The sequence below is a fragment of the Aeromonas sp. 25-248 genome (assembly GCF_053005425.1).
On the sequence record NZ_JBRKTB010000002.1, the window covers coordinates 453,900 to 476,754 of the forward strand.

Sequence of the window (22,855 nt, forward strand, 5' to 3'; positions counted from 1 at the left end):
GGCTTGAGAAACAGATGAACAATATGATTTTGCTGTTGAAACAGCTGGAACGGCAGGGAGTGAAGCTGGCGCTGAACGACAGGGGCCAGCTTATCTCCCAGTCGAGCAAGGAGGCGGTGACGCCGGCCATCGGCGCCACTATCAAGGCCCACAAGGATGAGCTGGTGCGCTGCCTGGCGGCCCGCGCCGCCTTCGAGGCGCCCATTCTTGCGCAACGTAATGCCGAGGGCGCCCGGCAGGGGCCGCTCTCGTCATCCCAGAGCGGGCTCTGGTTTATCGAGCAGTACGAGGAGGCCTCCCACCTCTACAACATGCCGGTCTATTTTCGCGTCAAGGGAGAGCTGGACACGGCGGCACTGGAGTTTGCCTTCGACCACCTGTTTGCCCGCCACCCCAGCATGCGTACCCGCTTCATCAAGGACGAGGCGGGCAGGGGGGCCCAAGAGATCCTGCCCCACACGCCCTTCAAGCTGCAGATAGAGGATGTCAGCGCAGAGCCCGCTGCCGAGCGGGAGGCCTATGTGGCTCGCCGGGTGCGCGAGGAGATTGGACGTCCCTTCTCCCTGACCCAGGGGGATCTGAGCCGAGTGCATCTTATTCGGCTGGGCAGCCGCGAGCACGTACTGCTGATCACCCAGCACCACATCATTTCCGACGGCTGGTCGGTCAAGAACATGTTCGCGGATCTCAAGCGTGCCTTTCTTGCCCATCAGAACCGCGAGCCTCTGCAGGTGAGCGAGCTGCCGCTCACCTACATCGACTATGCCCGCTGGTTCAACTCGGACCGCTTTCTCGATTATCACGCCGAGTTCAAGCCGTTCTGGGTCGATCGGCTCGGTGGCAGCCCCGAGGTGCACGGTCTGCCGCTGGACAAGCCGCGCCCGGCCCATCAGGACAGCGGCGGCGAGCTGGTCTTCTCCACCATCGAGAGCGACCTGTGGGAGAGCTTCAAGCGCCTGTGCCAACGGCACAGCACCTCCAACTTCATCGGTCTGCACGCCCTGTTTGCCTTGCTGATGGTGCGCCAGAGCGGCGAGAAGGAGGTGGTGATCGGCACCCCGCTCGCCTATCGCGAGCGCCACGAGATCGAGTCGCTGGTGGGCTTTTTCGTCAATACCCTGGTGCTGCGCACTCAACTCAGCGGCAAGCCCAGCTTTGTCGACTATCTGCAGCAGTGCCGGGAGGAGGATCTGGCGGCCTTCGATCACCAGCTCTACCGTTTCGAGGCACTGGCCGAGGCCATCGGCGCCGATCGCACCACCGCCATCAACCCCATCTTCCAGATCATGCTGGTCTATCAGGCCAAGGTGGACTTCAACGATCTCATCCCCGGTTGCCAGCTGGTGGAGGAGACCTCGCCGGTGCTGCCGGCCAAGACCGACATCTCGGTCAAGGTGACCGAGCTGATGGACTCCGTCCGGGTGGACTGGCTGTTCGCCACCGCCTTGTTCGAGCGAGAGACCATCCAGGCCTACGCCGATCGCCTGCTGCACCTGATGCGCGCCGTGGTGGCGGCCCCCGAGACCGACATCTGGCAACTGCCGCTGGAGGCGGGCACCGACCAGGCCGCGCTGGCCGCCGAGCTTGCAGACCTGCCGCCGGATTACCCGAGCCGCGACACCCTGCTCTGCCATATCGAGCGGCGCGCTATTCAGTTGCCGGATGCGCTGGCGGTCAGCGACGGCGTGCAATCGTTGACCTATGGCGAGCTGGAGGTGCGTGCCAACCGGTTGGCCCACTGGCTGCAATCCTGCGGCATTACCCCGGGCGCCGCCATCGGCATCCAGGCCAGACGCGATGTTGCCTTCGTCATCGCCCTGCTCGCCTGCTGGAAGGCGGGGGCGGCCTATGTACCCCTCGACCCTGCCTATCCTGCCGAGCGGCTGGCCCATATCTTAGGCGATGCATCCATCAGCCTGGTGTTGGGGGGCGTGCCGGACCCGCGGCTTGGCGAGGCGCTGGCGGGCACGACTGCCGAATATCACGATCTGCACCAGCTGGCGCTGGACAAGATGCCAACCAGCACGCCCGCACTGCCCCGGGACGCCGCCATGCTGGCCCAGATCATCTACACCTCCGGCAGCACCGGTCTGCCCAAGGGGGTCATGGTGGAGCAGGGCAGCCTGGTCAACCTGATGGCGGATCACGGCGAGCGCATCGCCCTTGATCAGGATGGGGCCATGTTCAACTGCATGTCCCTCTCGTTCGATGCAGGCAACATGACCAGCTTACTGCCGCTCTACTGCGGCGCGGCCCTGCACTTTGGCGAGCCGGGCGAGGGGGTGATCGGTGCCGCGATCGCTTGCGGCGCCAGCCACATGATTTTGCCGACCGCCCTGCTCGCCAACCTGCTGCCACCGACGGATCTCGGTTCCCTCAAGGCCATCGGTTTTGGCGGCGAGGCGTGCCCGAGCAGCCTGGTGGAGCGTTGGGGAGAGCGGGTGGCGCTGTTCAACATGTACGGCCCGACCGAGTGCACCGTCACCGCGCTCTGCGCGCGGCTCACTCCGGGGGCGCCCATCACAATCGGTCGACCCGTCAACCACCTGAAGGCGCTGATCCTGGACGAGGCGGGCAACCCCTGCCCGGTGGGGGTGCCCGGCGAGCTCTGCCTGGCGGGGCTGGGGCTGGCCCGCGGCTACCTCAATCTGCCGGCGCGTACCCAAGAGGCCTTTATCGAGCTGGCCTTTGATACAACGAATGGGGAACGTACCCATCGCCTCTATCGCACCGGCGATCGGGCCCTGCTGCGCCGCGACGGCAACATCCAGTATCTGGGCCGGATAGACGAGCAGATCAAGCTGCGCGGCTATCGCATCGAGCCGGGTGAGATAGAGACCCGGCTTGCCGAATTGTGCCCGGCCATTCGTCAGATCAAGGTGGTGGTGCAGGAGGGGCGCCTGCTGGCGTATGCCTGTTTGCAGGCCGGGGCGAACGAGCCCGACGGCGATGCCCTGCTGCAGCGGGCCGGCGAGTGCCTGCCCGAATACATGGTGCCGGCGCGCCTGTGCTGGCTGCCCGAGATGCCACTCACCCCCAACGGCAAGCTGGACTTGCGCCGACTGCCCGCCATCGTCTGGCAGCAGAGCAAGGGCGAGCCACAAAACGAACTGGAGCAGACCGTGCTCGCCATCTGGCAAGGGGTGCTCAAGCAGCCCCTCGGGGTGGAGGATGATTTCTTCCGGTTGGGCGGTGACTCCATCCTCAGCATCCAGCTCACCACCCGGTTGCGGGATGCGGGATTGCACTGCAGCGTGAAGGACGTGTTCGAAGCCAAGACGGTGCGCCGCCTCTGCCGCCAGCTCGGCCAGCAGCAGGCGGTCAGCCACAGGAGCGAGCAGGGCAGCCTGACGGGCGAGTTCCCGCTCCACCCCATCCAGCACTGGTTCTTCGAGCAGGGCTTTGCCACATCCGGTCACTGGAACCAGGGGGTGATCCTGCGCCTGCCGGCCGGGGTGGACGATGAGGACCTGCGCGGCTGGCTGAATGCCCTGCGCCAGCACCACGATGCCCTGCGCCTGGCGGTGACCCCGACCGGCCAGCGCTACCTGGCCGAGCAGCCATTGCCGCCGCTGCCGACCCTGGATGCCGCCAATCTCGATGAGGCTGAGCTGCAAGCCCGCCTGACCGAGCTGCAGGGAGATCTGGATCCTGCCAGCGGCCACACCCTGGCCTGGGCCCGCCTGCGCAATCTCTCCTTGGAGGGGGATCGGGAGGGCGAGACGGTGGAGGGGCTCTTCCTTGCCTTCCACCACCTGGTCATCGATGCGGTCTCCTGGCGCATCCTGGCCGAGGATCTGGCCCGGGTGAGCAGGGGTGAGCCGCTGCCCGCCAAGGGCAGCAGCTATCGCCAGTGGGGTGAGGGGCTCGCGGCCTACGCCAGACGGGAAGAGGATCAGCTTGGCTTCTGGCTGGCTCAGGGGGAAGGCAGCCAGGGTCACCTGCTGGAAGCGGCGCGCGCTGCCGATGGCCGCGCCGCCGCCAGCCTGCTGCAACTGAGTCAGGAGACCACGGCCCGGCTTATCGACACCGCCAACCAGGCTTACTTCACCCGGGTGCCCGACCTGCTGCTGGTGGCCCTGACCCGTACCCTGAGCGAGCTGGGTTACGGCAGCCGTCACTGCGTGATGCTGGAAGGGCACGGCCGCGAGGCCATCGATGCTGAACTGGACGTGAGCCGTACCCTGGGCTGGTTCACCAGCACCTATCCGCTGGCGCTGGCAGATGCCAAGGAGTGGGATGCGCTGGTATGCGCCACCAAGGAGCAGCTGCGCGCCGTGCCGGACAAGGGAGTGGGTTTCAACGCCCTGCGGCTGCACCACCCTCGTGGGTCTGAGCTGCCCCAGGCCCTTGTCGTCTTCAACTACCTGGGGGTCAGCCATCAGGGCGAGGCCGCTCAACCCTGGCAGCCCCTGCCGCTGGCGCCGGGGGCTCCTACTTCCCCTGACAACCTGCCGCGCGAGCTGGTCAGTCTGCACGGTGGGGTGTTTGATGGGCGCCTCACCCTGCGCCAGGTGGGCGCCCTCAACCAGCAAGGGAGCGACGCTCTGATGGCGCGGCTGGCGGACAACCTGACGGCGCTGGTGGAGCACTGCTGCGCGGTGAAGGCGCCGCGCCATACCCCGAGCGACTTCCCGGGGCTTGACCTCTCGCAAGCTGGGCTCGATCGGGTGCTGGCCGGGCGCGAGGTGGAGACCCTGCTGCCCATGACCTCGCTCCAGCAGAGCATGTTCCATCACAGGGTGCTGCTGCCCCGGGATCACGCCTATCACCTGCAGACCGAAATCGACTATCACCAGCCGCTGGACGTGGCGGTCTACCGTCAGGCCTGGCAGGGGGAGATCGCTCGCTGGCCGGCCCTTCGCAGCGAACTGGTGCTGGCAGACGGGGTGGCGCTCCAGCGCATCCTCAAGCGCGCCGAGTTGCCATTCCACTATGAGGACTTGTCTGAAGTGGAAAATGCAGAGGCTCGGGTCCAGGCCTACCGTGAGCAGGATCTGGCCCGCCCGATCCCGCTCGAGCAGGCGCCCCTGCTGCGCCTTGCCTGTTTCAAATTGGCCCCCGATCACCACAAGGTGATCTTCAGCGCCCATCACGGCGTGCTGGATGGCTGGAGCGGCCCCGTGTTGCTGGGTTCCTTGCATCGCGGCTATCAGGCGCTGATGAACGGCCTGTTGCCGCAACGCGATCCGGATACCGCTTGGCTCGAATTTGGCCGCCATATCGCCAGCCAAACCCGCAGCGCCGACGCCTACTGGCAGGGGCGTGGAGAGCTCTTGGCCAAGCCTAACGATCTCGCCTGCCTGTTCGGGGTGACGCTGGACGCTAGCTCAAGCGGGCGCCATACCCAGCAGCGACCGGCGGTGTGCGCCACGGCGCTGCCGGCCGAGGTGGCGACCTTGCTCGCGCGCCGTGCCCGCGACCTTGGCGTGACCGCGGGCCTGTTGGCCCAATATGCCTGGCACCGTCTGCTGGCACGCCGCTCTGGCGATGCCGTCACCCTGGTGGGCAACGTGACCCCGGGTAGGGATTACCCCATCGAGGGGATCACCGCGAGCGTCGGGCTCTACATCAACAGCCTGCCGCTCATCCTGGATTGGCGCATCGAGCTGACCCTGGCCGAGCATATTGCCCGGTTGCAGACCGACCTGATGGCGCTCAACGAGCACGGCACCCAGTCGCTGGCGGCACTGACCAAAGGCCGGGCGCGCCTGTTCCAGAGCCTGTTCGTGTTCGAGAACTACCCCATGCCGGCGGCCCCTGCCGCCCCCGAACCCCACCAGCTGGTGCCGCGCTTTGGCGCCGTGGTGGAGAAGGTGGAGCTGCCGCTCTCCTTGGTGGTCAGCAGCCGGGGTGAGACGCTCCAGCTGCGCCTCGAGTTCGACGGCGAGCAGATCCCCGAGACCCGGGCCGAGGCGGTGCTGGCTGACTGGCTGGCCGAGCTCGACTGGCTGGCGCAGGTGGATCTGAGCCAACCGGCCAGAGTGGCGGCGGCACCGTCCCCGGCGAAGGCGCAAGTGGCCGCCACCAAGGCTGATGAACCCGGTCTGGCTCAGCCGCCGGCCGAGGCCCGCGCGCTGGTGGCCCTGTGGGAGCGTCTGTGCGGTGTGCCTGGCATCTGGCAGCAGACCCTGTGTGAACTCGGGGTGGATTCGGTGCAGCAGCTCTCCCTGCTGGCGGCTCTCAACGAGGCGTTTGGCCAGGAGCGGGCGCTGCTTACCCTGCAGACCCTCAAGGCCCATCCATCCCCCAGCCGGCTCTATCGACACTGGCTGGTGCGCCAAACGGAGGCCGCTCTATGACAGTGACCATCAAACATGAGGCTCCGCTCGTGCAAACCCGGCCTGCCCCCCGTGAGGGGGCGGCCAACCTGGGGGCGCGGCTGGCGGCATGTCTGGCCGCCACTCCGCTGGCCCCCGCCATCCGCATGGGCGGGGAGAGCATCAGTGAGGGCGGATCAGATGAGCAGTGGCTTAGCTATGGCGCGCTCAATGCCAGGGTCGGCGAGATTGCCGCCCGATTGCAGGGGCTGGCGGTAGGGGAGCGGGTCGGCCTCTATCTCTCCCGCAGCCCCGATCTGGTGGCCAGCCTGCTGGCCTGCCTGCGGCTCGGCCTCACCTTCGTGCCCCTTGAGCCGGACTTTCCGGTGGAGCGGCTGCAGGGGATCGCCCGCCAGGCGCGCCTGTCGGCGGTGATCTGCGACGGCGACAGGCCGGCCCCCGCCTTCGGTTGTCCGCTGCGCACCCTCGACGGGCCGGCAGCGGCAGGGGCCGTCTCCTGGCCCCAGGTGGATGACGCCCTGGCCGCCTACATGATGTTCACCTCGGGCTCCACCGGCGAGCCCAAGGGGGTGGTCATCAGCCGGCGGGCCCTGCTCTGCTTCCTCGACGGGATCCGCGAACGGCTCGGGCTCTCACCGAGCTGCCACTGGCTCTTCATCACCACCCCGGCCTTCGATATCTCCCTGCTGGAGATGCTGGGGCCGCTCTGGGGCGGTGGCCGGTTGACGGTGGCGGGCGGCGAGCACAACAAGGATCCGCTGGGGATGCTGGCGCTGCTCGAGGCCGACCCCTCCATCAACTGGCTGCAGGCGACCCCGGTCTGCTGGCGCATGCTGCTTAAAGCGGGCTGGCAGGGGCGCAATTCCCTCACCGCCCTGTGCGGCGGTGAGGCGCTGGACTCGGGATTGGCCGAGCAGCTCTGTGCCTGCACCCGGCAGCTGTGGAACTGCTACGGGCCCACCGAGGCCACCGTCTGGTCGCTGGTGAGCGAGGTGCGCTGGCCACCGACTGATGGCCAGATCACCATCAGCCACAGCCTGCCCGGCTATCGTCACTGGGTGCTGGATGAAGTGGGGCAGCCGGTGGCGGAGGGGGAGTGCGGCGAGCTCTGTATCGAGAGCCCGGCCCTATGCGAGGGGTACTGGCGCAAGCCAGCCTTGACCAGCGCCGCCTTCCTGCGCCTTGCCACCCATCGCCTCTATCGCACAGGCGATCGGGTACGGCGGCTGGGGGCGGACCGCTTCCTCTATCTGGGACGGCGCGACGATCAGATCAAGCTGCGCGGTTTTCGCATCGAGCTCGGCGAGGTGGAGGCGGGACTGCGTCGCCAGGCCGGGGTGCAGGAGGCGGCGGTGCGTCTGGTGGGCGAGGGGGACGAGGCCATGCTGGTGGGTTACGTGGAGGCGAAAAGCGGGGTGACTCTCAACCGGCTGGCCCTGCGCAAGGGGCTGCAGGCGACGCTGCCCCACTACATGGTGCCGGCGCGGCTTATCCTGCTGGATGCTCTGCCAAAGACCGGCAGCGGCAAGCTGGACAGAAAGGCGCTGCCCTTGCCCGAGTAGGCGGCCTTGCCGGACGGTAAGAACGATGGATAAAAAAGAAGCCCGCATCATGCGGGCTTCTTGTTGGCTGTAAACCGAGGTGGCTTAGTGAGCGATGGGGGCGGCATCCGGTTTGGTGAGCAGGCGCTCGACGTCGTCGATCACCTTGAGGGCCGCCTGGGGGCCGCCGGTGGAGGTCCAGAGTGACCCGTCGACGGCGCCGAAGCGCTTGCCCTTGATGGCGCCGAGCTGCTGGAAGGCCGGGGTCTGCTCGGCCTGCTTCATGGCATCCACCGCATCCCCGCTGGTGCTGAGGGTGCCGATCACCAGCCAGTCACCGTCCAGCAGGTTGAGGGATTCGAGGCTCAGGGCCGGGGAGTGGGGGCTCTTGTCACCGATCTGGTGGGAGGGGCGGGTGAGCCCCATCTCGGTGACCACGTTGCTGGCAAAGGTGCCGCCGTGCATGTAGCTCGGCCCCTTGGGGTTCCAGCGCACTATGCTCATCTGTTCCCCCTGATGCTGGGCAAGCTTGCTGCGGGCCTCTGCCAGGCGGGCCTCATACCGGGTGAGGAACGCCTTGGCCTCGGCCCCCCGGTTCATCGCGTCGGCGCTGCGACCGAATACGGTTTTCCAGGGCTCGCCCCAGTTGCCGGTGACGACGGTGGGGGCGATCTCCTTGAGCAGGGCGAGGAGCTCGGGCTTGGTCTGGCCGGTGAGGATGAGGTCAGGCTCCAGATCGATGAGTTTCTCCAGATTGGGGTTGTCCAGATCCCCGACCACGGCGATCTCCTTGCCCGCCTTGTCCAGCAGATAGCGGGGCAGGGTGGACTGGCCGCGCCCATTGACGGTGCCCACCGGCTGCACCCCCAGAGTCAGGGCGCTGTCGAGATCGAGTTCGCTCAACACGACGACCCGCCGGGGCGCATCGGGGACGCTCTGGGGCTGGCCGTTGGCATCGATGACCTGGCGGCTGCCCGCCTGGGCCTGGAAGCCCGTCAGGCTGGCCAGCATGAGCAAGGTGGCCAGCGGGGAGAAGATCTTCATGGTGACATCCTTATGGGTGAAATCGGTGGGCCGGAGTCTGTGGAAAGTGCCTGAGAGCCGCCCGGCCAGCCCCGAATGGGCGGGGACATGCTACCACAAAGCAAGTGAGAAGCGTTGTCATTTGTACTTGTGGCATGACCTCGGCTTGCTTTGGTACCATCGCAGGCCCCTGTCAGGAGCCTTGCATGTTGCCTCGTTGTCCCTCACTCGATGGATCCTTTGTCCGTCAATTCGATACCTTGTACCTGCCGGGCCTGGAGACGCTGCCTCTTCATCGGGTCTGTTTTGATCCCGCCGCCTTCTCGCCGGAGTGCTTTGGGGCCCAGGGCATCATCCGGCCTGCTTCATTGCAGGGGGCTGCCCCCAAGCGCCTCGGGGAGTTTCTGGCAGGGCGTCTCGCAGCCCGTGAGGCCCTGCGTCCCTTCGGTCTTGCAGGATGCAGCGTGGCCATCGGAGCGGCCCGGGAGCCACTCTGGCCTGAAGGGGTGGAGGGGAGCATCAGCCACAGCCGGCTGGCGGGAGAGGGGGTGGCCCTGTGTGCGGTGCGCCCTGGCCAGGAGGGAATCGGGCTGGATCTGGAGGCCTGGCTCGATGGCGACCAAGGGGCGCAGCTCTGGCCCGGCATCATGGATGGGGAGGAGTGGGGACGGCTGGAGGCTGGGACTCACGACGCCCAGCTGAGCCTGGCAGAGGGACTGACTCTGGTGTTTTCCGCCAAGGAGAGCCTCTTCAAGGGGCTCTATTCCCGGGTGGGGCGCTACTTTGACTTTCTCGATGCCCGCTGGCTCGCCATGACGGCGCAGACTCTCACCCTGGAGCTCAAATGCCCGCTGACACCGACCCTGCCAGCCGGCTGGCGCGCCACCCTGCACTGGCAAGCCCTGCCGGGGGGCGTGCTTACCGTCTTGCTGCTGTGAGCACGATGCCAGCGCCCGGATAACGCCAGCGCAAAGCCCAGAGAAAGAAACCGCCATCAGGCGGTTTCTTTCTCTGGCACAGGGTCAGGGTCAGGCCGACACGCCATGGTCGGCGCGCAGGCGAGGCGCTTCGTCAGCGCGTCGGCGGGGCACGATGACAGGGGCCCCGTCGCCGGGGGCGTGCAGTATGTCCACATCGGTCTGGTAGAGGCGATCGATGAGGGGCTTGGTCACCACCTCCCGGGCCGGGCCCATGGCCTGGATGGCGCCATCCCCCAGGGCAATCAGCTCGTCGCAGTAGCGGGCGGCGGTGGCGAGATCGTGGATGACGATAAGCACCGTCTTGCCCTCGGCGGCGACCCGATGGATGGCCTCCATCACCTCGGTCTGGTGGCCGATGTCCAGCGCGCTGGTGGGCTCGTCCAGCAAGATGATGTCCGCATCCTGGGCCAGCACCATGGCGAGCCACACCCGCTGGGCCTGACCGCCGGACAGCGAACTGGCGCTCTGGTGCCAGATGGCATCGAGCTGCATCCGCTCCCGGGCCCAGTTCACCATGCGGGCATCTTCCTCGCTCCACTGATTGAACCAGCCCTGATGGGGATGGCGGCCATATTGCACCAGCTGCTCCACCAGGATACCGGGGGGGACCAGGGGACGTTGGGGCAGATAGGCGAGTTCCCGAGCCAGGGCTTTGGCGCCATAGGCACCGAGTGGCTTCTCCTTGAGCAGGATCTCCCCGGACCGGGGTTGCTCCTGTCCCGCAAGGAGCTTGAGCAGCGTGGATTTGCCGCCGCCGTTGGGGCCGACGATCCCCACCAGCTTGCCCCGGGGGAGGGAGAAGGAGATCTCCTTGAAGATGGTCTTTTGCGGGTAGCCGAACTGGAGTCGGTTCACGGTGAGCGTCATCGGGCGGCCCTCGGTCTGTATTGAAAATGGATGAATGCCATGGTCAGTCGGCCTTCTGGCGATCTTTGAGCAGGATGAAGAGCAGCAGCAGGCCGCCGAGAATGCGGGTCATGATGCCGGTGGCCACCTCGTGGGGGCTGGCCAGCACCCGCACCAGGGTGTCGCTTGCGAGCAGCATCAGGGCGCCGCACAGGGCGGCAATCCAGAGCGGCACGATGCGATCCCGGCTGAGCCAGGAGGCAAGGATGGGGGCCGCCATGGCAATGAAGACCACGGGGCCGCCGATGGCGGTGCCAAGGGCTGCGACGATGATGGCCTGGGCCAGCACCCCGAGCTGGACCCGGTTCACGTTGACCCCGAGGGTGCTGGCCGTCACCGGTCCCAGGCGCAGCACGCCGAGGGAGCGGGAGAGACAGACGGTCCAGGGACAGATGAGCAGGAGCAGCAGGCTCACCGGCAGCAAGGTGCCATAGCCCTGACCGACGAAGTTGCCCATGTTCCACAGATAGAGGCTGGTGAGGTGCACCAGGGACTGGGTGGACATGACGAACTGGCCGAGGGCGTTCATCAGTTCCGAGACCCCGATGCCGATCACCACGAACAGGTAGCCCTGCTCCCCCGGCTTGTTGCACAGGGCATAGAGCACGGCGGCGGCAAACAGGGCGCCGAAGGGGGCGGCCCACCAGGGCCAGGTGCCCAGGGTCAGATAGAGAGAGAAGATGATGATGGCAAGAGATGCCCCCTCGTTGACCCCGATCATGTCCGGGGTGGCGAGGCGGTTGCGTACCAGTGTCTGCACCAGGCAGCCCGAGAGTCCCATGGCGGCGCCGGCCACCAGCACCGCCAACAGGCGCGGCAGTCGGATCTTGAAGACGGTTACTTGATCGAGTCGGCTTCCCTCCCCGAGAAGGGTCTGGATCACCCCCATCATGGTGATCTTGCCGGAACCCAGGGTGAGGGCCAGCAGGGAGAGCAGGGTGAGGGCGACCAGGAGCCCCAGGGTGATGAGCCAGGCACGGCGGTGCAGCAACAGGGTGTGGCTGCCAAGGCGAAGGCAGAGGGTGCCGCTCGGGAGTGAGAGAGAGTTCTTCATGGGCGTGGCACCTTATTTGACGGCCAGCAGGGAGCGGAAGCCGCCGCTGCGCACCACCAGGATGAGCACAGGCGCCCCGATGAGCGCCAGAATGACGCCGTTGGGCAGCTCGTAGGGCTGGATCAGCCAGCGGGCCAGCACATCGGCACCGAGCAGAAAGAGCACCCCGAACAGGGCGGAGAAGCGTACCTGGATGGCGAGGCGAACCGGCTCCACCAGGCGGGCGCAGTAGGCGGCGAGGAAGCCGACAAAGCCGATGGGACCGGCGATGGCGATGGCGCAGGCGGTGAAGAGCGTTGCGGCCAAGAGCACGCCGACCCGCACCCGGGTGGGGCGGATGCCGAGGGCCCTGGATTGGTGATCCCCCATCTGCATCAGGGTGAGAGGGCGACAGAGCGCCAGGGTCAGCAGCAGGGCGGCCAGGGCGAAGGGGACCACGGTGAGTACCGCTTCCAGACTGGAGGCGGCAAGGGACCCTAAGTTCCAGAAGCGGAACTGCTCCAGCACCACCCGGTTGGAGAGCAGCAGGAAGTTGGAAAGACCGCCGAAGGTGGCGGAGAGGGCGACTCCTACCAGGATGAGCTTGAGGGGGTTGGAGCGCCCCACCATGAGGCCGAGGCCCAGCACGATGAGGTTGCCGAGCAGGGCCCCCATGCCGGACCAGAGCAGATAGCCGTAGGCGGATTCGACGCCAAACCAGGTGAGGCCGATCACCAGGGCAAAGACGGCGCCGGCATTGACCCCGAGCAGGCCGGGTTCGGCCAGAGGGTTGCGGGTGGCACTTTGCAGCATGGAGGCCGCCAGGGAGAGTGACGCCCCCACCACCAGGGCTGCCAGGGTACGGGGCAGGCGCAGGGTATGGACTATCATGGCGAGCTTTTCATCGGCCACGAAGGCGGGATCGCCCATCAGGAAACCGGCGACCTCGCGGCCACCATAGACACCGGCTCCGGTGGCCAGTGACAGACAAATCAGCAGGAAGAGGAGCAGCACGCCGAGCCAGAACAGCCGAGCTTGGTATCTGAGCACTCAATGACTCCTTGAATTCGGGGGGGCAGAAACGCAAAAAGGGAGCCCCGCGACCGGGGCTCCCGCATACAGGATGGATTACAGCTTGTAATCGACCCCTGCGTAGACGGTACGACCTTCCAGGATGAAGTCGGCGTCGGTCGCCACCTCGTCACGCTGGGTGTTGGTGAGGTTGGTGATGCCGAGCTTGAAGTCCAGGGCCGGCGTGACGGTCCACTTGGTGTTCACGTCCAGGGTCTGGTAGTGCTTGGAGGTGAATGCCTGGGCGTTGCGGGCCGGCACCTTGATCACCTGGCTGCCGACATACTGCCAGGCCAGGTTGGCGCTGACCACGTCGCTCGCCTTCCAGTCCAGGCCGATGTTGCCGGTGTGATCCGGGGTCTTGGCCAGATCGTCACCCGTGCTCTTGTCTTCGGAGTCCAGCAGGGTCAGGTTGCCGGTCAGCTGCACGTTGTCCAGCACGTCGAACCAGCCGGTCAGCTCCAGCCCCTTGATGCGGGCCTTCTTGACGTTGAGGTAGGTCATGACGGTCGGACGGTAGCCCGGGCCCCACTGATCGCTCTGGATCAGATCCTCGATCTCGTTGTGGAAGCCGGTCACGCCTGCGCCGAAGCGATCGGCGTTGTAGGCGGTGCCAAGCTCGTAGCTGACGGAGGTTTCCGGCTTCAGATCCGGGTTGCCTATCACCTTGCAGGCGCCGCGGCAGGCGGTGGTGGCGAACCCTTCGCTGGACTGGGCCAGGGTCGGGGCCTTGAACGCCTTGCCGGCGCCGCCCTTGATCACCCACTCGTCACTCAGGGAGTAGAGGGCGTAGGCACGGGGGCTGAACTCGTTGCCATAGGTCTCGTGGTGATCCAGACGGCCGGAGAGCGTCAGGGCCAGATCCCCAAAGCCGAACTCGTCTTGCAGGTAGAGAGCGCTCTGGCTCGCATCCACGCTGCCGTTCTGGATGCTGCGGCTGTGCTCCAGCTCGGTCTTGCGGAACTCTGCACCCGAGGTCAGCAGGTGATCCCCGAGGTAGCCGCTCAACTGGCCATCCACCGTGTTGTTGGTCTGGGTGATGTCGGCGGCGCCACCGTTGAGCTGGGAGTCATCCATCAGATCGGTCTGCTCGAAGTAGTAACGAGCGCGGCTGTCGAAGTGTTCCCAACGGCCGTTGTGGGTCAGTCCCAGGCTCAGGCGATCGAGTTTCTGCACGTTGTGGGGGGTGGCCGGAGCGGTCGGGGCACGGGGCACGTTGTTGAAGTAGCTGTCCATGTCGTTCTGGTTGTAACCCAGATCGAAGTCGATGTCCTGGTTGTCGGCCACCAGCCACTTCAGGCTGGAGAGCACGTTGACCACTTCCCGTTTCTCCAGGGCGTCGGCATCCGGGTTGTTGGACTGCTCGCTCTTCCAGCGATCCCGCTGATAGCCTTCCACCACCACGCTGCCCAGCAGCTCGTTGTCGATCAGGGCGCCGGAGACGAAGGCGCTACCCTGGTTGGCATCCCCGCCATCCCCCTTGGTGGGCATGGTGTGGGTGTAGCCGACGGCCGCTTCGGTGTTCTCCTTGGCCTGGCGCAGGATCACGTTGACCACGCCGCCGAGGGCATCGGCCCCGTACAGGGAGGAGACGGGACCACGGATCACTTCGATGCGCTCGATGGCGGCCATGGGGATGGAGCTTAAGTCGAAGTCGTTGCCAAAGGAGCTGCCCAGGGTCTCGCGGGCGTTGACCCGCTTGCCGTTGACCAGCAGCAGGGTGTAGTCACCGCCCATGCCGCGGATCTTGATCTCGTTGCGACCCGTGGGGTTGGTGCCGATGATGTTGACACCGGGCACGTGCTTGAGGGCATCGCCGATGTTGTTGACGTTCATCTTGTCCAGATCGGCGCGGGTGACCACGGAGACGCTGGCCGGGGCGGTCAGCTCGGTGTGCTTGGTCTGGGTGGCGGTGACCACCACCGTCTCGTTGGCCTTGACGGACTCGGCCTGGGCCAGGCCCGGTACGGCCAGCAGACCAAGGGAGAGCAGAATGGGGTTCAGTTTAAAGAGGCCGTGCTGCAACTGCATTGTCAAAAACTCCATGGATATAACTGAGGTTATGGGGTCCGGATTCTTCTGATCCGGTGCTCACTGACTTCCTTGTCTGGCGGTGCCAGAGGCAGGATTATTGTTATCTCTTGTGCTCTTCAGGCCCCGGATGAGGAACCAGACACCGGCGCAGGCCACCAGGGTGCATGCAATGTTGATCCAGGCCAGGGTGGGGAAACCGTGCAGGGCGCCCCCCTCGTCGGAGACCAGATATCTGGCGGAGAACAGGCTGCCGAGGCCCGCGGCCACATTGGTGACCGAGCCCTGGAAAGACATGAAGGCGGCGCGCTGATGGGGGGCCGGAATGGCCGCCGTGACCGCGAGGGTGGTGCTGGCACGGGCGGAGCTCAGGGCCATGAAAAGGGTGAACAGCAGATAGAGAGGCAGGCCTGCCGGCAAGGCAAAGCCCACCAGGGTGATCAGGGCCAGGGCCAGGCTGGTGAGCAGGATGGCGCCCTGGGCGCGGCCCTGATCGATCCAGCCGCCGCACAGGCGCATGGTGGCCATGCTGGCAAGGCCGCCGCACAGATAGAGGCTGGGGATCTGCTCGCGCGGGAAACCCAGGTTGAACTGGAAGTAGTTGGCAAAGTGCGGAATGAGCAGGAAGTGGCCGAACATCTGCAGGCAGAGGATGAAAAGGGCTCCCTGGCAGAGCGGTGACCCCAGCAACTGGCGCATCCCCTGGCCTGCCGGGGCCCGGTTGACCGGCAGGGACGGCAGCCAGATGGCACACAGCAGGGCCAGCAGCAGGCCGCCAGCACCAAACAAGAGGAAGGGGCTCTGCCAGCCAGACCACTGGGCCAGCACGAGGGCCGCGGGCACGATCAGAATGGCGGCCAGGGAAAACGCCATGCCCACGTAGGCGAGACGGCGGCCCCGCTCGGCGGGCGGTACCAGATCCAGCACCGCCGCCATCAGGATGGCCCCCAGGGGGCCGGCCACGCAGCCGGACAGGATAAAGAGCAGCAGCAGGGTCTGGCTATCCTCGGCCAGGGCGCAAGCCATCAAGAGCAGGAAGCGCAGGACCAGCAGCACCAGCAGAGCGGGTTTGCGGTTGACCCGATCGAGCCAGGGGGCGGCCAGGAGGCCCAGCAGGGCGGCTCCCAGGGTGGCGCCGCCGCTGAAGTAACCTGTCTGCTCCGGGAGCATCCCCAGGCGGGTTACCAGTTCCGGGCCAAGGGGCATCACCATCATCATGCAGCCCATGGAGAGCATGTTGATGAGCAGCGCCAGGTGGATGGCGGCAGGGGTGGATGCGACGGATTCTGGCTTCATCAGAGGCTGACTCGAAAAAATGAGTCCGAATTGTATCCGAGGGTTTTTGTTGTGACAACAAATGATAACCATTTTTATTTGTATTGATTGGTATCTTAACGAGTCTTTATCAGGTGCCTCTGTATGGGGTTGCATACCAGGCCCGTTGCAATCGGGGCGCCATGGACCATGATGGCAGGAAGCGAGAGGGTGGCGGTGAACGCCGGGAGGAGAAGATGCGCGCTGGATCAGGGTATTGGGGGCTTGGGTGCTGCCTGTTGCTGGCATTGCCCCTGAGGGCCGAAGTGAAGGTCATACCGGTATTCGAGGCGGATGCCGCGGTGCAGACGCTCAAGGAGATCTACCCGGATCTCGGGGTGAGCGCCATGGGCAACCAGCTGGTACTGAGCGGAACCCCCGCCCAGTTGCAGGAGGCCGAGCGTACCCTGGCGCAAGTGAACCAGCCGCCCCAAAGCCTGCTCATCGAGTGGCGGGTGGATGGCGCTTCCAGCCGTCAGCAGGCCGGAGTGGGGCTGGGCCTGGATGCCAAACGGCAGTGGCTGCTGGAGGGGGATGCCCGGCACTATGAACGCAGCCAGAGTGACAACTGGCAGGTGCGCGGCCTCTCCGGGCGGCCCGTGTTGTTGCAGATGGGGTCCTATCAGCCGGTCACCTTTTACCAGTGGCAGGGGGGAAGGGTGGTGGGCATGATGCCGCTGATGAACGGTCTCTACGCCACTGCGACCCTGATAGGGGACAGGGTGCAGGTGGCCCTCAGCAGTGAACAGGCAAGAGTGGAGCGAGGCAACATACACACCGGCCAGAGTGCCACCGAGGTGAGCGGCGCCCCGGGCCAGTGGCTGACGGTGGGGGAGCTTTCCACAACCCAAGGCAGCCGGGAGGCCGCGATCGCCAATCCATCAGGCATGGGCGGGGCCAGCGGCAGCGAACGCCAGACTCTGCAGATCCGGGTCACGCGCCAGTGAACCAGCCTGTCAGTGGGGCTGATCCAGGGCGTAATCCCGCAACTGGCGGCTTCTCAACAGATACCAGAGCGCCCAGAGGCTGGCGATGAGCACCAGGGCGGTGGGCCAGTTGAACGACCACTGCTGCAGATTGAGGCTGTGCAGTTGCATCAGCAGGCCACTGACGGCAGAGCAGAGCAGCAGCAAGGGACTGTGGCGTCTGAGCCAGGCTCTGGCACTGTGGGTCTGGCGATGGGTGCCGCCGCAGGCGAGCAGCGCCAGCATGGCGGGCACGTCCGTCAGCAGGCTGATATAGAGGGTGAGCTTGTCCGGGTAGAAGAGGGTCAGGATGGCGCTGCCACTCTCCCGGGTGACCCCCGCCATCAGAAACAGCCAGACCGAGCGGGTCAGCAAGAGGGCGATGGGCCAGAACCAGAGCGGGGGGCGCAACTGGCCGTGATCGTCGTAACGGTGTTCGGGGTAGAGGGTCATGGTGGCCCGGTATCCATTCATGCAGTGCGAGTGATGAAGGGGATATGGGGCACAGGGCAGGCCATTGCAAGGCCGGCAACGGCCGGGAATTAATCGGGGGGCCATGCCCCCCAATCCGCAGTCTTTAGTTGCCGGGTTCCGGCGTCACAGCCAGCCTTTTCGCTTGAAGAAGAGACCGGTGCCCAGCGATGACATCACCATCAGCACCAGGGAGAGGGGATAGCCGTATTCCCAGGCGAGCTCCGGCATGCGGCCAAAGTTCATGCCATAGATGCTGGCGATAAGGGTCGGCGGCAGGAAGATGACCGCGGCTACCGAGAAGATCTTGATCACCTTGTTCTGCTCCAGATTGGTCACCCCCATGGAGGCCTCCAGCTGGAAGTTGATCTTGTCGAACAGGAACTGGGTATGGGGCAGCAGGGATTCCACGTCGTGCAGCATCTCGTCGATCCACTTGTTCTGCTCCCCCGTCATGCGCTGGCGCAGGCTGCGTTTGAGAAAGCGCAGGGCGCGGCGGGTATCGTGCAGGGAGAGACGGATCTGGCCGTTGGCCTCTTCCTGGGCCATCAGCTCCTTGAGCATGGGGTTGATCTGGTCCGGCTCGAAGATCTGATCGGCGGTGTTCTCCAGGGTCTTGTACCCATCCTCGATCAGGTCTGAGAGGTACTCCACCTTGAGGTTCTGCACCTCCAGCAGGATGTCGAGGGCGTCTTCGACCTCCAGCCTGTCCTGACGCATGTAGTGGCGCAGCAGACGCACCAGGCCGATGTCATCCTCGCGGATGCTGATCAGCAGGTTGTTGCGCAGGGTAAAGGAGACGTGCACACCCTTGGTGTCGCGACCGATGCGCTGGGGAAACAGGGAGTGGATGTGCAGACCGTCGGTGTCCCAGTAGAAGCGGGCGGATGCCTCGATGTCATCGAGCTCCTCCTTGTCCGGCACCTCCTCCAGGAACAGGCCCGTCAACCATTCTCGCTCCGCAGTGTCCGGCTTGTAGGCATCCAGCCAGACGGTGTTGTCGGGAACGATGTCATCCGGCCCGAGCGTGACTATGTCCAGCACCTTGTTGTTGAGAATGTAGGCGGTGATCATCTGTCCCCCCTTAAGAAGTCATGGGTAATCAGGGATGGTTGCACAGGTTCATGCGGCCTTAGATCGCACGGAAAGCGATCCCATGAAATAGCATAACGAGGCCGATGGACAACCTGAATGCGGCGAACTATACAGGGGCGGGACCCGCTTGTCAGGGCCTATTCATCAGGGGTTCAGCCTGTTCGCTCAAAAAAGCGGCGAGGTCGGATCAGCCACGCCGACCTCGAAACGGGCGATCCCGACGTCGCCTCCTTTGTTCGCCCTGGTGTGTGGGAGTGCCCGGGCTCACAGGCGGGAATGGCGGGTTGCTGGTCGCCCTGCGACAGCCCCCGGCCAAGCGCAGAAAACGGTCTCCGGGCGGTGTTCCGGGGCTGCGTCTCCTTGTTATCTGCTCTGGTGTGCGTGGGCAAGCCTGTTACAGATTGGGATAGTTGGGGCCCGAGCCGCCCTGGGGCGGCGTCCAGACGATATTCTGGCTGGGATCCTTGATGTCGCAGGTTTTGCAGTGAATGCAGTTGGCGGCGTTGATCTGCAGCCTTGGCCGGGTATCCCCATCCAGGATCTCGAACACCCCGGCCGGGCAGTAGCGCTGGGCGGGTTCGGCCCAGGTGGGCAGGTTGACCTCGACCGGAATGCGCGCGTCCTGAAGGGTCAGGTGACAGGGTTGATCCTCGTCGTGGCTGGTGCTGGCCAGATAGACGGAGGAGAGCTTGTCGAAGCTGATCTTGCCGTCGGGTTTGGGGTAGTCGATGGGCTGGCAACGGCTGGCCAGGCGCAGCTGGCGGTAATCCGGCTCCTTGTCCAGCAGAGTAAAAGGAGAGGTCAAGGCAAAGAGTCGCTGCTCCAGCCAGTTGAAGGCGCCGCCGAGCCAGGGGCCGAAGCGGTGCAGGGCGGCCCCAACGTTGCGGGCCCTCTTCAGTTCCCGGGTCAGCCAGCTTTGCTGCAGCGCGTCCTGAAACTCGGCCAGATCCCGTCCCCCTTCATCCCCTCCTCGCAGTGCCATGGCGACCGTCGCGGCCGCCACCATGCCGGACTTCATGGCGGTGTGGATCCCCTTGATGCGGGAGAAGTCCAGGGTGCCCGCGTCACAGCCGATGAGCAGGCCGCCGGGAAAGTGCATGCGCGGCAATGAGTGCCAGCCCCCCTTGGTGATGGCCCGTGCGCCGTAGCTGATGCGCTCGCCCCCCTGCAACGTTGCCGCGATGAGGGGGTGGTGCTTGAGACGCTGGAATTCGTCAAAGGGGCTGAGCCAGGGATTCTGGTAGTTGAGATCGACGATAAGGCCGACCGCCACCTGATCCTGGGCCAGATGATAGAGATAGAAGCCCCCCTGACTCTTGTTGCCCTTTCCCTCACCAAGGGGCCAGCCGCTGCCATGGAGCACCCGCCCAGGATGGGATTGCCCCACAGGCACCTGCCACACCTCCTTGAAGCCGATGGCGTAATGCTGCGGCTGGGCGCTATTTTCCAGATGGAACCGGGCGATCAGCTGTTTGCCGAGGTGGCCGCGCGCCCCTTCGGCAAACAGGGTATAGCGGCCATACAGGGCCATGCCGGGCACGTGATCCGGCTTGGGGTTGCCCTCCTTGTCGAGACCAAGATCGCCGGTCACCACACCGCACACCCGGCCCTCCTCCACGATGAGGGTGCTCGCCGCAAAGCCCGGGTAGATCTCGACACCGAGGGCCTCGGCCTGCTTGCCGAGCCAGCGGCAGAGGGTGCCGAGGCTGATGATGTGGCTGCCGTCGTTGTGCATGCGGGGTGGCACCGCCCAGTGGGGCAGCTGCAGGGAGCGGCTGTCGCTTTGCAGCAGATGGACCTGATCATCCGTCACCGGCACGCCGAGGGGGGCCTCCTGCCAGCTCTCTGGCAGCAGCTCCCTGAGGGCGACGGGATCGAGCAGGGCGCCGGAGATGAGGTGGGCACCGATCTCGGCCCCCTTCTCCAGCAGGCAGACCGAGAGGGCCGGGGCCTGCTGCTTCAATGCGATGGCGGCGCTCAGGCCTGCCGGGCCGCCACCGACGATGACGACATCAAATTCCATTGCTTCGCGTTCCATCTTGCCTCTGTGCTCGACTTGGCCTAGGGTAGTGCTGGTAGTTTACGTAAACGTAAACCACTTTGTCAGCAGAAAAGTGAGTGACGACAAGGTGGACCCACACAACAGGTATGAGGGATGACCGCCATGAAGCTGCTGGTCGCAGTCAAACGGGTCGTTGATTACAACGTCAGGATCCGGGTCAAGGGGGATGGCTCCGATGTGGAGCTCGCCAATGTGAAGATGGGCATCAACCCGTTTTGTGAAATCGCGGTGGAGGAGGGGGTCAGGCTGCGGGAAGCCGGCGTGGCATCCGAGCTGGTGGTGGTGACCTTCGGCCCCGAGGCGGCGGCCGAGCAGTTGCGCCATGCCCTGGCGCTGGGGGCGGATCGGGCGCTGCACTATGTTACCGGCGAGACCCTGACCCCGCTCACCGTGGCCCAGGCCCTGCAAACGGTGTGCGGGCAGGAGCAGCCCGACCTGGTGCTGCTCGGCAAACAGTCCATCGACTCTGACAACAATCAGGTAGGGCAGATGCTCGCCGCCCTCAATGACTGGCCGCTTGCCACTTTCGCTTCCGCCATCAGGCTGGTGGAGGGGGAATTGCAGGTGACCCGCGAGATAGACGGTGGCCTCGAGACCCTCGGCATGGCGCTGCCCGCCGTGGTGACCGTGGACTTGCGCCTCAACGAGCCTCGCTTCGCCTCCCTCCCCAACATCATGAAGGCCAAGCGCAAGCCGCTGGAGAGCCAGCCGTTCGCCGCCCTCGGGGTAGTGCCGGCCGACCAGACACGGCAGCTCGGGGTGATGGCGCCGCCGGTGCGCAGCGCCGGCATCAGGGTGGGCTCGGTGGACGAGCTGCTGGACAAGCTCAAGCACGAAGCCCGGGTGCTCTGATGGGCAGGGGCATGAGAGGGATGCCTCCCGCAGGCGTGAGCGCCATGCATGGGGCAACGGCCCCGGGGAGCAAGGGATCAATGGATGACATGAAGGTGCTGCCATGAGCGTACTTGTGATTGCGGAACATCATCAGGGGCGGATCGCCGACAACCTGGCCCAGCTGGTCACGGCGGCGGGGCGCCTGGGGGGCGAGGTGCATCTCTTGCTGCTGGGGCAGGGGCTGACGGAGGCGGGGGAGCAGGCCGCCGCCCTCACGGGGGTAAACCGGGTGCTGCTGGCAGAACATCCCATGCTGGCGGAGGGGCTCAACGACGGGGTCGACAGACTGCTCGCCGAGGTGGCCAGGGACTACCAGCACTGCCTGATGGCGGCCAGCAGCCAGGGCAAGGATCTGCTGCCGCGAGTGGCGGCCAGGCTCGGGGTGGAGATGATCGCCGAGGTGACCGGCATCGAGGGACCCGACACTTTCCTGCGTCCCATCTATGCGGGCAACGCCATCGCCCGGGTGGCGAGCAGCGCCCCCGTCAAGGTGCTCACCGTGCGGCCCACCGCGTTCGCCAAGGCTGGGTCCGGGGAGGAGCGTGCCGTGATGGAATCGCTGCCGGTGGCCGAGGTGCGCTGCCGTACCCGGCTCATCGAGCGGCGTGCGGTGCGCTCCGCCAGACCCGAGCTCGGGGCGGCCCGGGTGGTGGTCTCCGGCGGGCGGGCACTCGGCTCGAAAGAGCACTTTGCCCTCATCGACGCCCTGGCGGACAAGCTGGGGGCTGCCGTCGGGGCATCGCGGGCCGCCGTGGATGCCGGTTATGTTTCCAACGACCTGCAGGTGGGGCAGACCGGCAAGGTGGTGGCCCCCGAGCTCTACATCGCGGTGGGCATCTCGGGCGCCATCCAGCATCTGGCGGGGATGAAGGAGTCCAAGGTGATCGTCGCCATCAACAAGGACGCCGAGGCCCCCATCTTCCAGGTGGCGGACTACGGTCTGGTGGGGGATCTCTTCACCCTGCTGCCGGAGCTCACCGCCAAGCTGTAAATTTGCCACAAAGGGGCGAAAAAAGCCGTCCGTGCTGTCTCGCCCCCGTTTCCATGCATATTCTCTGCAAGCCCTGGCCCGTTCAGGGCTTTTGTCTGATGGGTGCCCGGTGGCGCCGGGGCAAAAGGTTGCGCTGGATCCCAAAAAGCCTTTGCCCCCACGGGGGGCTGTCGTGTAAAAACGTTCGAGTCACCGAT

15 protein-coding genes are annotated in these 22,855 nt (G+C 65.6%); 6 read left to right on the top strand and 9 right to left on the bottom strand.

Annotation, left to right across the window (positions count from 1 at the left end):
- Positions 1-14 precede the first annotated feature (14 nt).
- Together amoG and amoH are read left to right on the top strand one after the other, a co-directional pair.
- Positions 15-6,302: an amonabactin biosynthesis non-ribosomal peptide synthetase AmoG gene (amoG, locus tag ACVDHI_RS05455; RefSeq protein ID WP_447211826.1), complete on the top strand. Its 6,288-nt coding sequence runs from the start codon at positions 15-17 to the stop codon at positions 6,300-6,302.
- The gene (amoH, locus tag ACVDHI_RS05460) at positions 6,299-7,843 is read left to right on the top strand and encodes an amonabactin biosynthesis glycine adenylation protein AmoH (protein WP_447211827.1); all 1,545 of its coding nucleotides are present in this window, start codon (positions 6,299-6,301) and stop codon (positions 7,841-7,843) included. Before amoG ends, amoH begins: the two co-directional genes overlap by 4 nt.
- Before the next feature lie 84 nt (positions 7,844-7,927).
- Here amoH and ACVDHI_RS05465 read toward each other — a convergent pair whose 3' ends face one another.
- Positions 7,928-8,866, bottom strand: coding sequence for an ABC transporter substrate-binding protein (locus tag ACVDHI_RS05465; protein WP_447211828.1), 939 nt, complete (start codon positions 8,864-8,866; stop codon positions 7,928-7,930).
- Between the two features lie 185 nt (positions 8,867-9,051).
- Here ACVDHI_RS05465 and ACVDHI_RS05470 point away from each other — a divergent pair, with 185 nt between their 5' ends.
- Positions 9,052-9,783: a 4'-phosphopantetheinyl transferase family protein gene (locus ACVDHI_RS05470; protein WP_447211829.1), complete on the top strand. Its 732-nt coding sequence runs from the start codon at positions 9,052-9,054 to the stop codon at positions 9,781-9,783.
- Positions 9,784-9,873: 90 nt separating this feature from the next.
- On the opposite strand, the gene ACVDHI_RS05475 is transcribed toward ACVDHI_RS05470, so the two are convergent.
- From ACVDHI_RS05475 to ACVDHI_RS05495, 5 genes are all read right to left on the bottom strand, one after another.
- A complete protein-coding gene (locus tag ACVDHI_RS05475) occupies positions 9,874-10,692 on the bottom strand; it encodes an amonabactin ABC transporter ATP-binding protein (RefSeq protein ID WP_041215338.1) in 819 nt (272 codons plus the stop codon).
- Between the two features lie 43 nt (positions 10,693-10,735).
- Entirely contained in the window at positions 10,736-11,785 is a 1,050-nt protein-coding gene (locus ACVDHI_RS05480; RefSeq protein ID WP_043155877.1) for an amonabactin ABC transporter permease subunit 1, read from the bottom strand.
- A 12-nt stretch (positions 11,786-11,797) separates the two neighbouring features.
- Complete coding sequence (locus ACVDHI_RS05485) at positions 11,798-12,814, bottom strand: amonabactin ABC transporter permease subunit 2 (protein WP_119197724.1); 1,017 nt, start codon at positions 12,812-12,814, stop codon at positions 11,798-11,800.
- 78 nt (positions 12,815-12,892) lie between these two features.
- The gene (locus tag ACVDHI_RS05490; RefSeq protein ID WP_324062559.1) at positions 12,893-14,866 is read right to left on the bottom strand and encodes a siderophore amonabactin TonB-dependent receptor; all 1,974 of its coding nucleotides are present in this window, start codon (positions 14,864-14,866) and stop codon (positions 12,893-12,895) included.
- 60 nt (positions 14,867-14,926) lie between these two features.
- Entirely contained in the window at positions 14,927-16,162 is a 1,236-nt protein-coding gene (locus ACVDHI_RS05495; RefSeq protein WP_324062557.1) for an MFS transporter, read from the bottom strand.
- A gap of 215 nt (positions 16,163-16,377) precedes the next feature.
- Here ACVDHI_RS05495 and ACVDHI_RS05500 point away from each other — a divergent pair, with 215 nt between their 5' ends.
- Positions 16,378-17,127, top strand: coding sequence for a hypothetical protein (locus tag ACVDHI_RS05500; RefSeq protein WP_103259986.1), 750 nt, complete (start codon positions 16,378-16,380; stop codon positions 17,125-17,127).
- Positions 17,128-17,136: 9 nt separating this feature from the next.
- Here the strand turns inward: ACVDHI_RS05500 and ACVDHI_RS05505 are convergent, their stop codons facing one another.
- The 3 genes from ACVDHI_RS05505 to ACVDHI_RS05515 form a co-directional block, all read right to left on the bottom strand.
- Positions 17,137-17,598, bottom strand: a complete 462-nt coding sequence (locus ACVDHI_RS05505; RefSeq protein ID WP_039038891.1) for a DUF2919 domain-containing protein — start codon at positions 17,596-17,598, stop codon at positions 17,137-17,139.
- Between the two features lie 144 nt (positions 17,599-17,742).
- Positions 17,743-18,690 carry a magnesium/cobalt transporter CorA gene (gene corA, locus ACVDHI_RS05510; RefSeq protein WP_005301617.1) on the bottom strand — a complete coding sequence of 316 codons (948 nt, stop codon included), beginning with the start codon at positions 18,688-18,690 and terminating at the stop codon, positions 17,743-17,745.
- Between the two features lie 415 nt (positions 18,691-19,105).
- Positions 19,106-20,749, bottom strand: a complete 1,644-nt coding sequence (locus tag ACVDHI_RS05515) for an electron transfer flavoprotein-ubiquinone oxidoreductase (RefSeq protein WP_324062555.1) — start codon at positions 20,747-20,749, stop codon at positions 19,106-19,108.
- A gap of 126 nt (positions 20,750-20,875) precedes the next feature.
- Between ACVDHI_RS05515 and ACVDHI_RS05520 the strand changes: the two genes are divergently transcribed.
- Entirely contained in the window at positions 20,876-21,625 is a 750-nt protein-coding gene (locus ACVDHI_RS05520; protein ID WP_323926073.1) for an electron transfer flavoprotein subunit beta/FixA family protein, read from the top strand.
- A 103-nt stretch (positions 21,626-21,728) separates the two neighbouring features.
- Positions 21,729-22,658 (top strand): electron transfer flavoprotein subunit alpha/FixB family protein, encoded by a 930-nt coding sequence (locus ACVDHI_RS05525; RefSeq protein ID WP_042017251.1) that lies wholly within the window; start codon positions 21,729-21,731, stop codon positions 22,656-22,658.
- Positions 22,659-22,855 lie beyond the last annotated feature (197 nt).